The organism is Micromonospora sp., from assembly GCF_048594385.1.
Taxonomy (GTDB): domain Bacteria; phylum Actinomycetota; class Actinomycetes; order Mycobacteriales; family Micromonosporaceae; genus Micromonospora; species Micromonospora wenchangensis.
The window spans coordinates 1-12,141 of the sequence record NZ_JBMDWU010000323.1; the positions used below are offsets into that span (position 1 = coordinate 1).

Consider the following 12,141-nt stretch of genomic DNA (forward strand, 5'->3'; position numbering starts at 1 on the left):
AAACCTCTTGATCGACTGACGCAAACCTCTTGATCACCGGGGCGGGGTGGGGTCAGGGAACGGCCGGGGGCGGGGTGGGGGAGGCGGAAGAGCGAGCGGTCGGAGGGGTGGGGCGCCGGAGGCGGAGGGGTGGCAGGGCGAGCGGCGGAGGAGGCGGGCGGATGGGCCGGGACCGGAGGAGGGAGAGTGTGGTGAGCAGACTCGGGATCGGTGTGGTCGGGTTGGTGCTGGTGGTGGTCGGCGGGCTCGCGGGGAGCGGGCCGGCCGCGGCCACCGGCGGGGGAACCGAAACGGCCGCGCCCACCGGCAGGGGAAACGGAACGGCGGCAGCCACCGGCAGGGGAAACGGAACGGCGGCAGCCACCGGCGGGGCGACCGGAACGGCCGCGGCCACCGGCGGGGGTGGCGGTGCCGCGACGACCGGGGTGGCCGCCGGCAGCGCCACGGCGGGTGACGCGTGCGTGGTCGATCCGGCGGTGCCGAAGCGGCAGTTCCGGGCCATGTGGATCTCGTCGGTGGTGAACATCGACTGGCCGAGCGCGGGCTCGCGTACCGCCCCCGACCGGATCGCCGCCCAGCAGGCCGAGTACCGGGGTTGGCTCGACCTCGCGCAGCGGCTGCACCACAACGCCGTGGTGGTGCAGGTCCGGCCGACCGCCGACGCGTTCTGGCCGTCGCCGTACGAGCCGTGGTCGGAGTACCTGACCGGGGTACGGGGGCAGGACCCGGGCTGGGATCCGCTGGCCTTCCTGGTCGCCGAGTCACACCTGCGGAACCTGGAGTTCCACGCCTGGTTCAACCCGTACCGGATCTCCATGCCGGCACCCGGGGGTGCGGGTGCCGACCTGGGGCAGCTCGCCCCGGACCATCCGGCCCGGCAGCACCCGGAGTGGACCTTCGCCTACCCGCCGGCCGGCGTCGCCGGCAGCCGGCTCTACTACGACCCCGGTGTCCCGCAGGTCCGCGAGTTCGTCCAGACCGCGATACTCGACGCGGTCCGCCGGTACGACCTCGACGGCGTGCACTTCGACGACTACTTCTACCCGTACCCGAGCGGTTCCTACCCGGTGCCCGACGACGCCACGTTCGCCGCGTACCACCGGGGGTTCACCGACCGGGCCGCCTGGCGGCGGGACAACATCGACCTGCTGATCCAGGAGATGGGCGGCCGGATCAAGGCGGTCAAGCCGTGGGTGAAGTTCGGGGTGAGCCCGTTCGGCATCTGGCGCAACGCCAGCGCCGACCCGGACGGCTCGGACACCACCGGCAGCCAGTCGTACGACATCATCTCGGCCGACACCCGCAGGTGGGTCAAGCAGGAGTGGATCGACTACATCGTGCCGCAGCTCTACTGGTACATCGGCCAGTATCCGGCCGCCGACTACGCCCGGCTGGTGCCCTGGTGGGCGCAGACGGTGCGCGGCACCCGGGTGCAGCTCTACATCGGCCAGGCCGACTACAAGAGCGGTGACCCGGCGTACGGCACGTACTGGATGAACCCGCAGGAACTGTCGGACCACCTGACGCTGAACCGGGCGTACCCGGAGGTGCTCGGCAACGTGCACTTCTCGGCCGTGCAGGTACGGGCCGACCGGCTGGGCGCGACGAGCCGCTACGCCGCCGCGCACTACTCCCGCCCGGCGCTGGTGCCGGCCATGACGCACCTGCCGGCGAAGCCGCTGCCGCGCCCGGTGTCCACCCGCGCCGAGCGCACCACCGACGGGGTACGGCTGCACTGGCGGCAGCCGGCGGACGGGAAGGGCCCGCTCGCCGACGCCACCTCGTACGCGGTCTACCGCTTCGACGGGTCCGGCCCGGTCGACGGGTGCGGCCGGGCGGACGCCGCGCACCTGGTCGGCACGGTCCGGGCCACCCCTGGGCAGTCGCAGTCCTGGGTGGACGGCACCGCCGAGCCCGGCCGGGCGTACACCTACCAGGTGACCGCGCTGGACCGGTTGTGGAACGAGAGCGCCGCCTCGCCGGCCCGGGTGGTGCGCTGATCTGATCGACCTCGGACGCCCCGGGTGCCCACGCACCCGGGGCATTCGTCTGTTTCGACGTATGTCACCAATACGTCGCCTCCGCCACGCCCCACCGACCGGATATTGATCGAGACTGATCGAACTCCGGTGACCAGCCGGTGACGCACCGTACCGCCCATCCCGCGGAGGAAAACTTGTCCCGTCGTCTCGCCACCGCCCTCGCCGCCGGCACGTTCGCCCTGCTCAGCGTGCTCGGCGTCGGCTCACCCGCGTCCGCCGCGGTGAGCACCTCGCAGAAGCTCAGCGTGCTGAGCAGCTGGACCCAGACCAGCGCGAGCAGCTACAACGCCTGGAACGCCGGCCGCCTCAACCAGGCCGCCTGGGCCGACTACGGCTTCGACTGGTCCACCGACTACTGCTCGTCGAGCCCGGACAACCCGCTCGGCTTCACCTTCAACCTCTCCTGCTACCGGCACGACTTCGGCTACCGCAACCACAAGGCGATGGGGATCTTCTCGGCCAACAAGGCCCGCCTGGACAGCGCCTTCTACGAGGACCTGAAGCGGGTCTGCGCCACCTACAACTCCGTCGTCCGACCGGCCTGCACCAGCCTCGCCTGGACGTACTACCAGGCGGTCAGCATCTTCGGTTCGGTCGCCGCCGTCTCGCAGGCCGACCTCGACCGGGCCGCCCGGATGAAGGCCGACGCCGAACGGGCCGCCGCCCGGCGCGGCTGCCCGACGCCCGGCCCGTCGTGCCGGCCGGGCGACCCCGGACGCCACGACGGGTCAGGCCCACTCCTCCCGGCGGTCCGCCTCGCGGCGGCCGACCGGCCGGGGCGTCACCACGCCGGTCGCCCGGAACCGGATCGAGTCGGCCGCCATGTCCGGGTGCTCCACCGCGAACGCCAACGCCGCCGCCTCCTCCAGGCCCAGCTCACCACCCTCGCCGTACGCGGCGTCGAAGGCCGCGTCGCCGAGGATGCGTCGCAGCTCGGCCTGCTGCTGGAGCCAGTACGAGCCGTAGATGCCCGGGGTGCCGCGCAGCCGGGCCCGGGTGGCCTGGGCCGCACCGAACAGCCGGGCCGCCGTCAACGGCTCCCCGCCCAACGCGCAGCGCACCGCCACCGCGTTCACCGTGTCGCAGGCCCGCCCGTGGTAGCCGTGCCCCATCCGGGCTCGCAACGCCACCAGCAGGTGCTCGTGCGCGGCCACCAGGTCACGCCGTGCCAGCGCCACCATGCCCAGCAGCATGTCCACCGAGCGGCGCCCGCGCTCCACCGGGCGGGCCGCCTCCACCGGTCGGGCCCGCCCCAGCAGCTCCGCCGCCTCGACCAGCGCGCCCCGCCGCCACAGCAGCTCGGCCAGGTGGTAGACGGCGAGCAACGCGTCCCCACCGACCTCCTGCTCGTTGGCCCAGTCGATGACCTCCCGGCAGACCCGCTCCGCCTCGGTGAACTGCCCCATGTCGACGAGCGGCACGGCCCGCCCGGCGAGCACCCGGGCCAGCAGCCCCGCGTCGCCGGCCTGCCGGGCCGCCGCCTCCGCGCGCTGCGAGAACCGCAGCTCCTCGGCGAACTCGCCGTCCGCGCCGGCGTGCAGCGAGTGCAGGTGGTACGCCGCCGCCAGCTCCGCCTCGGGGATCGCCTCGCCGGTCTCGGCGATCCGCCCGTACAGCCGGAACAGCCACAGCCGGGCCTCCCGGGACAGCCCGCGCTCCCGCCACCACTGGTCCAGCCCACCGGCCAGCAGCAGCCCGGCCCGGGCACTGCCCCCGGTGGCCGACCAGCGCAGCGCCGAGCGCAGCTCACCGGCGAGCGGGTCGACCGCGTACAGCGACAGGGTGACCGGGCGGCCGTCCGCCCCCAGGTGGGCCCGGTGCAGCGCGTGCTGCGCCCAGGCCACGTGCCGGTCCCGGGCGGCCTGTTCCTCGCCGGTCTCGACCAGCCTGCGCGCCGCGTACGCCCGGATCGGGTCGAGCATCCGGTAGGTGCTGCCCGAGGCGTGCGGCTCGGCCAGCACCATCGACTTGTCCACCAGCACCGACAGCGGGTCGAGCGGGTCGTCACCGATCAGCCACTCCACCGTGGCCAGGTCCACCGGCCCGGTGAAGACCGCCAACCAGTGCAGCAGCCGGGCCGCGCGGGGCCCCAACGTCCGGTACGACCAGGTGACCGTGGCCTGCATGGTGAGGTGCCGCTCGGTCGCCGACCGCTGCACCGCCCGGTGCGCGGCGCTCGGCGGCGTCTGGCCCGAGGCCGCGGCGACCAGGTCCACGGTGTCCTGCTGGTTGCCCGCCCAGCCCCGCTCGGGGGGTCGCTCCGGCACGCCCCGGCCGGCGTCGAGGGTGCCCAGCATGTCGTCCAGCCGGGCCGCCAACTGACCGGCGGAGAGCACCCGCAACCGGGCCGCGGCCAGCTCGATCGCCAACGGCAACCCGTCCAGCCGCTGCACCACCCGGCGCAGGTCGCCCGCCTCCGTCCACTCCGGCGGCCGGCCACCCCGAGCCGCCGCCGTACGGTCCAGCAGCAGCGCCACCGCGTCGCTCTCGGTACGCCCCGGCTGCGGGTCGACCGCCAGCGGCGGAATCCGCCACACCACCTCGCCGGGCAGGCCGAACGCCTCCCGACTGGTGGCCAGCACCCGCAGTCCGCTGCCTCCGGCGAGCAACCGGGAGATCACCTCGGCGCAGGCGGCCGGCTGGGCGTCACAGGTGTCGAGCACCACCAGCATCCGCCGGACGGCCGCGTACTCGACCAGGGTGTCCAGGATCGGGCGGCCCGGTTCCGGCCGGGCCCCGAGCACGGCGGCGATCGCGAACGCCACCAGCCCCGGGTCGGTGACCGTGGCGATGTCGACGAACCACACGCCGTCCGGATACGCCTCCACCTGACCGGAGGCCACCTCGACGGCGAGCCGGGTCTTGCCGGCCCCACCCGCGCCGACCACCGTGACCAGCCGCTGGCGGCGGATCAGCAGATCCAGCTCCACCCGCTCGGTGTCCCGGCCGACGAACGAGGTGACCTGGGTGGGCAGGTTGTGCGCCAGCGCCTCGGCGGTGTTCGGGCGGGGGAACTGCCGTTCCAGCCCCGGCGCGACGAGCTGGAACAACCGTTCCCGGTCGTCGAAGCCCCGCAGCCGGTGCAGGCCCAGGTCGATCAGGGTCGCCCCGGCGGGCAGCGGGTGGGCCAGCCGCTCGGTCGACGCCGAGCAGAGCACCTGCCCGCCGTGCGCGGCTGCGGCCACCCGGGCGGCCCGGTGCACCTCGGGGCTGGCGTACTCGCCGTCGCGGGGTTCGGCGAAGCCGGTGTGCAGCCCCATCCGTACCCTCGGCGCGGCTTCCGGGTTGGGCCAGTCGTGGGTGGACAGCGCCCGCTGCGCGGTCAGGCAGGCGGTCAGCGCCGCCGACGCGTCCGGGAAGGCGAGGAAGAACGAGTCCCCCTCGGTCAGCAGCTCCGCGCCGTCGGTCTCGGCCAGGGTGTCACGCAGCAGCCGGCGGTGCTCCCAGAGCACCGGGCGGTAGTCGGGCCCGAGCAGTTGCGCCAACCTGGTGGAACCTTCGATGTCGGTGAAAACGAAGGTCACCCAACCGCTCGGGAGGTGCATCCGTGGCGACATGCGTGACCTCCACCCCTGACGTCGGGTTCATGCTGCCCTATGGTCGACCGGTCACGCATCGTGAGAACGGTCGGGCGATATCAGACCCAAGGGGTCACTGATCTCGGCGCACCGGTGCGTCGAACCGTTACATCGGCCGCTTCCGGCGCGGTCGCCAGCCGATCCGGTCAGGTCAACAGCCGCAGCCGCCGCCGCAACAGCCACCGCCGGCGGCGGGACCCGCCGGAGCGCCACCGGTGGCGGAGCCGCCCCCACGGCCGGTGACCGCCACGGTGGACAGCAGCTTGACCGTGTCGGCGTGCCCCTGGGGGCAGTCAGCCGGCGCACCGGCCTCGGCCATCGGTCGGTTGACCTCGAAGGTGTCGCCGCAGGCGCGGCAGCGGAACTCGTACCGGGGCATGGGCCCACCCTACGGCCGGACCTGACTCCCTGGCCGACATGGGTGATACTCAAACGGTGGTGAGCGGCGAAGATTCGACGGAACGGCCCCTGCGCGCAGCGACCCCACCCGAGGATGTGCCCCCCGCTCCACGACGCGGCTGGCTCCCCCGCCCCCGCCGTCCCCGCCACGACGCCCTCACCCCGCCGGCCGTCCCGGCCGGCGACGGCCCCGCCGCAGGTCCTCCGCCGGCCGCTGTTCCTGAGCCGGCCGCTGCTCCTCCACCGGCCGCTGTTCCTGAGCCGGCCGCCGGGACGGACGCCCGTCCCGGGTCCGACGCTCCGGCCGCCCAGGACGGCGGGACCGGGCCCGCCGAGCAGGCCGCCCCGGGCCAAGGGACCAAGCCCGCCGAGCTGGCCGCCGGACCCGCCGCGAAGACCGACGGGACCGCGAAGACCGACGACGGGGAGGCTTCCGAGCCGGCCGCGAAGACCGAGGCCGCGGAGAAGACCGGGCCGGCCGCGAAGACCGACGGGACCGGGGAGAGCGACGGGACCGGGGAGAGCGGCACGGGCGGCAGCGCCGCGGCCGGGGCGAAGATCGGGCGGCGACGGCGGGAGCCGGTCGCGCACGCCGTCCGGCGGCCGCCGCCCCGGCAGGCGATGGGGGCCGCGACCCGGGCCACCCGGGCCTGGTCACGCCGCCCCAGCGGCCGGTTGACCCTCCCCGGCCTGTTCCTGTTCGCGCTGGTCGCGGCGACCGCCGCGGTCGGTGCGGTGGTGGTGCCGGGCGCGGTCCGGGCACCCCGACCGGTCGCCGTGGACGACAGCGCCAGCGCCGGCCCCGGGGTCCCGTCGGCCGGGGCGACCACCGGGGTGCCGGTGTTCCCGGGTACCGCCGCCCCCACCCTGCCGCTGGGCGGCTTTCCGTCAGCCGGGGCCGTGCCGAGCGGACCGGCCGTACCGCCCGCCGCCGGCCGGCCCGCCGACGCGCTGGGCGACTGGGCCCGGGTCGTGGGCAGCAAGGTGGGCGTCTCCCCGGTCGCCATGCAGGCGTACGGCTACGCCGAGCTGGTGCTCGCCCAGACGAACCGGAGCTGCCAGCTGAGCTGGACCACGCTGGCCGCGATCGGCTACGTGGAGTCCCGGCACGGGCAGGCCAACGGCGCGACCCTCGGGCCGGACGGCCGGGCCGTACCGGAGATCATCGGTGATCCGCTCGACGGCAAGGGCGGGCGGTCCCTGATCCGGGACACCGACGGGGGGCTGTTCGACCGGGACACCGTCTACGACCGGGCCATCGGGCCGATGCAGTTCATCCCGACCACCTGGCAGCAGGTCGGCGCGGACGCCGACAACGACGGCCGCAAGGACCCGCACGACCTGGACGACGCCGCCCTCGCCGCCGGTAACTACCTGTGCCAGGGCGGCCGGAACATGACCATCCCCGGTGACTGGTGGGGCGCCATCCTCTCCTACAACGACGTGCGCCGCTACGCGCAGGCCGTCTTCGACAAGGCCCAGGAGTACGGGAGCGCAAGCCGTACGTGAGGTGATCGTTCGCATACATTGCCGGACCGGACACTTCCCCCGAAGAGCCGTTGACGGCAAGCTAGACACGTGATGGTGCGCGAATGGGACCCCCGGACCGCGTCGTCCGCCGAGATCGGCTCCGTGCTGGACACGCTGAACGCGGTTCTCGCGGCCGACCTCCCGCAGGACCCGCCGTGGCGGGAGGATTCGCTGCGGGAGTACCTCTCCGAGGTGATGCCCGGCGAACGACGCATCTCCTGGGTGGCCCACGCCGATCCGCCGCCCGGTGGGGGTCCCGCCCCGATCATCGGGCACGTGCACGTGCTGCTGCTCGGTGACATCGGCGTGCTGGAGGTGCTGGTGCACCCGGCGGTACGCCGCAGCGGGCTGGGCCGGGAACTGGTGCTGACCGCCGCCCGCCGGGTCTACCAGGAGGGCTTCCGGTCCATCGGCGTCGAGGTGGTCGGCGACACCCCGGCGATCGGGTTCTACTCGTCGCTGGGCTTCACCCGGGAGTACGTCGAGACCCGCAGCGTGCTCGACCTCGGCACGGTCGACTGGACGGCGCTGACCGAGATGGCCTCCGCCGTCGACCCGGGCTACCACCTGGAGTTCTACCCGGGCGGGCCGTCCGACGACCTGATCGAGGCGTACGCGCGGGCGAAGGCCGAGGTCCGCGACGTCGAGGACGGCGAACTGCGCCCCAGCTCGTACGATCCGCAGCGGCTGCGGGACAGCCTCGACACGCTGCACCGGAGGGGCATGAAGCCGTACATCGTGCTCGCCCTGCACGAGCGCACCGGCACGGTGGCCGGCCTGACCGAGGTGGTGGTGCCGGTCCAGCACCCCACCCGCGCCGACCAGTACGACACCATCGTGGTGCGTGACCACCAGGGCTACGGCATCGACCGGGCGATCAAGGCGCGGATGCTGCTGGAGCTGCGGTCCGCCGAGCCGGAGCTGACCGAGGTGCAGACCTGGAACGCCCAGGCCAACGAGGCGATGCTCAAGGTCAACGCCGAGCTGGGCTACCAGCCCGACCGGGACTGGTGCGAGTACAGCGTGGACGTCGCCGAGCTGGTGCACCGGCTCGACACCCACCGCTGAGCAGGGCGGCCGGCGGCGTCCGATCGGAGGCGCCGGGCGGCACTGTCGCGAATTCACCACATCGCCCCCGGGGGGATGGACGGCGGACAGCGGCGCACCTTAACGTGCGTTGGTTCCCGTCCACCCATCGTGGAGGCCCCATGCGCCTGCGCCGCAGATTCGCCGCGCTCGCCACCGTCGCCGTCGTCGCCGTACCGGTGCTCGGCGTCGCTCCCACCGCGGCCACCGCCGCGCCCACCGACCTGTTCATCTCCGAGTACGTCGAAGGCTCGTCCAACAACAAGGCGATCGAGCTGTACAACGGCACCGGCGCGGCGATCGACCTGACCGCCGGCGGCTACCAGCTCCAGCTCTATTTCAACGGGTCCACCACGGCCACCACGATCGCCCTCACCGGCACCGTCGCCGCCGGGGACGTCTTCGTCTTCGCCGCCGCGTCGGCCGGCCCGGCGATCCTCGCCCAGGCCGACCAGACCACCGGCGCCAGCCTGTTCAACGGCGACGACGCGATCGTGTTGCGTCGGGGTGCCGTCGTGCTCGACGCGATCGGGCAGGTCGGCGTCGACCCGGGCACCGAGTGGGGCAGCGGGCTGACCAGCACCGCCGACAACACGCTGCGCCGGCTGCCGTCGGTGTCCAGCGGGGACACCGACCCGTCCGACGCGTTCGACCCGGCCACCCAGTGGGCCGGCTACGCCACCGACACCTTCGACGGGTTGGGCGCACACACCCTCGACGGCGGCGGCCCGGTCGACCAGCCGGCCGTGCTGACCTGCGGCGGGACGCTGACCATCGAGGCCGGCGCGACGGGCACCCGGCAGGTCACCGGCACCGACCCGGACGACACGATCGTCGACCTGGCGGTCACCGCGGTCACCCCGGCCCCGGCGGGCGGTTCGATCAGCCGTACCGCGTTCACCCCGGCGACCGCGCCGGGTGGCACGGCGACCGCGACGGTCACCGCCACCGGCCTGCCCGCTGGCACGTACACCGTCACCGTGACCGCGACGGACGCCGACGGCGGCACCGCAACCTGCCCGCTCACCGTGCAGGCCAACGGGGTGCTGTCGGTGGGCCAGGTGCAGGGCCCGACCCGCGACGACGAGAACCCGCGCACCGACCGCTCGCCGCTCGCCCCGCCCTCCGGCACCGGCACCAGCCCGCTGCTGTACGACGTGCGGGGCGTGATCACCCAGAAGTCGCTGACCCGCACCTCGGCCGGCGCCGACCAGTACGGCTTCTACCTGCAGAGCCGCACCGGCACCGAGGACGGCGACCCGCTCAGCTCGGACGGGATCTTCGTCTTCATGGGCGCGTTCACCACGCTGATCGGTGGCTACGCGCCGACCGTCGGCGACGAGGTGGTGCTGCGCGGCCGGGTGTCGGAGTATTTCGACCAGACCCAGCTCTCCGGTGCCTCGCTGGTCCGCCGGCTCGACACCGGGCTCGACGTGAACACGGCCGTGACCGTGGACGACGCGGTCCCGCCGGCCGACGCGGCGGCGGCCGACCGGTTCTGGGAGCGGCACGAGGGGGCCCGGCTGCGGGTCCGCAGCGGCTCCGGCGTCACCGGCCCCCGGGACGTGTTCGGCTCCACCGCCGACTCCGAGGTATGGGTGGTGGACCGGGCGGATCCGCTGCTGAAGCGGGCCGACCCGTACGCCCGCCGGGTCTTCCGGGACACCCACCCGCTGGACGACGTGCCGGGGCAGCTCTTCGACAACGGCAACGGGCAGCGCATCCTGCTCGGCGGTGGCGGCGTGAAGGCCACCGCCGGTGACTCGACGGCGCTGCTCCCGCCGGCGCGTACCTTCGACACCCTCACCGCCGACGCGTTCGGCGCGGTGTCGTACGGCTTCAGCAAGTTCAGCGTGCAGCCGGAGTCGCTGGCCCTGACCGCCGGGGCGGACCCGGCGGCGAACAACCCGCCGCGTCCGGCGGACCGGGCCCGGGAGGTCGCGGTGGCGACCTACAACGTGGAGAACCTGTACGACTTCCGCGACGACCCGTTCGACGGCTGCGACTTCACCGGCAACGCGGGCTGCCCGGGGGTGTCCCCGCCGTTCGACTACGTGCCGGCGGGCGAGGCCGACTACCGGGAGCACCTGTCCGAGCTGGCCGCGCAGATCCGCACCGACCTGCACGCCCCGGATCTGATCCTGGTGCAGGAGGCCGAGGACCAGGACATCTGCTCGGTCTCCGGCAGCAGCCTGGTCTGCGGCACCACCGACAACGCCGACGGCGCGCCGGACACCCTCCAGGACTTGGCGCTGGCGATCCGGGCCGCCGGTGGTCCCGCCTACACGACGGCGTACGACCGCACCGGCGCGGACGCCCGGGGCATCACCTCGGCGTTCCTGTACCGCACCGACCGGTTGTCGCTGGCCGGGGCGAGCGCCACCGATCCGCTGCTGGGTTCCGCGCCCACGGTGCAGTACCGGTCGGCGGGGCTGGCGTCCAACGCGGACGTGCAGAACCCGAAGGCGCTCAACGCGGTGCTGCCGGCCGACACCGACACCTCGACCGGCAAGGACGGCAACAACGTCTTCACCCGGGCCCCGCAGCTGGGCAAGTTCGTGGTGAAGGCGACGCCCGGCGGGTCGGAGTCCTACCTGCTGTACGCGCTGAGCAACCACTACTCGTCGGGGCCGGACAGCCGGGTCGGGCAGCGCACCGAGCAGGCCGCGTACGGGGCCGCGATCGTCACCGCGATCGAGGCGGCCGACCCGGACGCCCGGGTGGTGTACGGCGGGGACCTGAACGTCTTCCCCCGCCCGGACGACCCGATCGCGACCGGCGCGAACCCGACCCCGTCGGACCAGCTCGGACCGCTCTACCGGGCCGGCCTGCGCAACCTCTGGGACGACCTGGTGGCCGACGTGCCGTCGGCGGCGTACTCGTACAGCTTCCAGGGGTCGGCGCAGACGTTGGACAACCTGTTCGTCAACGACGCGCTGCATGCCGACCTGGTGCAGATCCGGGCCGCGCACGTCAACGCGGACTGGCCGGCGGAGTTCACCGGGGACGGCACCCGGGGGGCCAGCGACCACGACCCGCAGGTGGCCCGGTTCCGCAGCCAGCCGTCGCTGCGGGTGGCCGACGCCACCGTGGTGGAGGGTGACCGGGGCACCAGCACGATGACGTTCCAGGTCACCGTGTCCCGTCCGCTGTCCCAGCCGACCACGCTCTGCGCCGCCACGGTGGGGCTGACGGCGACGGTCGTGCTGGACTTCGAGCCGTACGTCGGCTGCCGGACCCTGCCCGCCGGGCAGACCTCGCTGGCGTTCCCGGTGACCGTGCGTGGTGACCGCAAGCGGGAGGCGGACGAGAAGATCGCGTTCGCGGTGGCCGGTCCGCTGAACCTGCGGTTCGCCGACCTGCTGGCGACCGGCACCATCACCGACGACGACTGAGCATTCCGCACCTCCGACGGCCCGGGGGTCCGGGTTCCCGCCGGGCCGGCGGGGCGGCCCCGGTGGGGGCGCCCCACCCGGGGCGGCGGGGGCACGGTGGGGTACGTCGCC

General features: G+C 74.0%; 6 protein-coding genes and 1 pseudogene. 5 read left to right on the top strand and 2 right to left on the bottom strand.

Annotated features, from left to right (window positions below; genetic code table 11):
* Positions 1-500 precede the first annotated feature (500 nt).
* Both ACOJTC_RS17345 and ACOJTC_RS17350 read left to right on the top strand, forming a co-directional pair.
* The gene (locus tag ACOJTC_RS17345) at positions 501-2,000 is read left to right on the top strand and encodes a glycoside hydrolase family 10 protein (protein WP_420117667.1); all 1,500 of its coding nucleotides are present in this window, start codon (positions 501-503) and stop codon (positions 1,998-2,000) included.
* 176 nt (positions 2,001-2,176) lie between these two features.
* A pseudogene (locus tag ACOJTC_RS17350) lies at positions 2,177-2,707 on the top strand (phospholipase); the annotation flags it as partial.
* A gap of 63 nt (positions 2,708-2,770) precedes the next feature.
* Here the strand turns inward: ACOJTC_RS17350 and ACOJTC_RS17355 are convergent.
* Positions 2,771-5,599, bottom strand: a complete 2,829-nt coding sequence (locus tag ACOJTC_RS17355) for an ATP-binding protein (RefSeq protein WP_420117664.1) — start codon at positions 5,597-5,599, stop codon at positions 2,771-2,773.
* A gap of 172 nt (positions 5,600-5,771) precedes the next feature.
* Positions 5,772-5,999 carry an FmdB family zinc ribbon protein gene (locus tag ACOJTC_RS17360; RefSeq protein WP_204924783.1) on the bottom strand — a complete coding sequence of 76 codons (228 nt, stop codon included), beginning with the start codon at positions 5,997-5,999 and terminating at the stop codon, positions 5,772-5,774.
* Between the two features lie 56 nt (positions 6,000-6,055).
* On the opposite strand from ACOJTC_RS17360, the gene ACOJTC_RS17365 reads away from it, so the two are divergent.
* The 3 genes from ACOJTC_RS17365 (at position 6,056) to ACOJTC_RS17375 (ending at position 12,030) form a co-directional block, all read left to right on the top strand.
* Positions 6,056-7,528 (top strand): lytic murein transglycosylase, encoded by a 1,473-nt coding sequence (locus tag ACOJTC_RS17365; protein WP_420117665.1) that lies wholly within the window; start codon positions 6,056-6,058, stop codon positions 7,526-7,528.
* Between the two features lie 72 nt (positions 7,529-7,600).
* Positions 7,601-8,617, top strand: a complete 1,017-nt coding sequence (locus ACOJTC_RS17370; RefSeq protein WP_420117668.1) for a GNAT family N-acetyltransferase — start codon at positions 7,601-7,603, stop codon at positions 8,615-8,617.
* A 140-nt stretch (positions 8,618-8,757) separates the two neighbouring features.
* On the top strand, positions 8,758-12,030 hold the full coding sequence (locus ACOJTC_RS17375) for a lamin tail domain-containing protein (RefSeq protein ID WP_420117666.1): 3,273 nt from the start codon (positions 8,758-8,760) through the stop codon (positions 12,028-12,030).
* Positions 12,031-12,141 lie beyond the last annotated feature (111 nt).

Bases quoted from the DNA above. Each gene is read 5' to 3' on its own strand.
- ACOJTC_RS17345 (WP_420117667.1), top strand. From the start codon at position 501: ATGTGGATCTCGTCGGTGGTGAACATCGACTGGCCGAGCGCGGGCTCG.
- ACOJTC_RS17355 (WP_420117664.1), bottom strand. From the start codon at position 5,599: ATGTCGCCACGGATGCACCTCCCGAGCGGTTGGGTGACCTTCGTTTTC.
- ACOJTC_RS17360 (WP_204924783.1), bottom strand. From the start codon at position 5,999: ATGCCCCGGTACGAGTTCCGCTGCCGCGCCTGCGGCGACACCTTCGAG.
- ACOJTC_RS17370 (WP_420117668.1), top strand. From the start codon at position 7,601: ATGGTGCGCGAATGGGACCCCCGGACCGCGTCGTCCGCCGAGATCGGC.
- ACOJTC_RS17375 (WP_420117666.1), top strand. From the start codon at position 8,758: ATGCGCCTGCGCCGCAGATTCGCCGCGCTCGCCACCGTCGCCGTCGTC.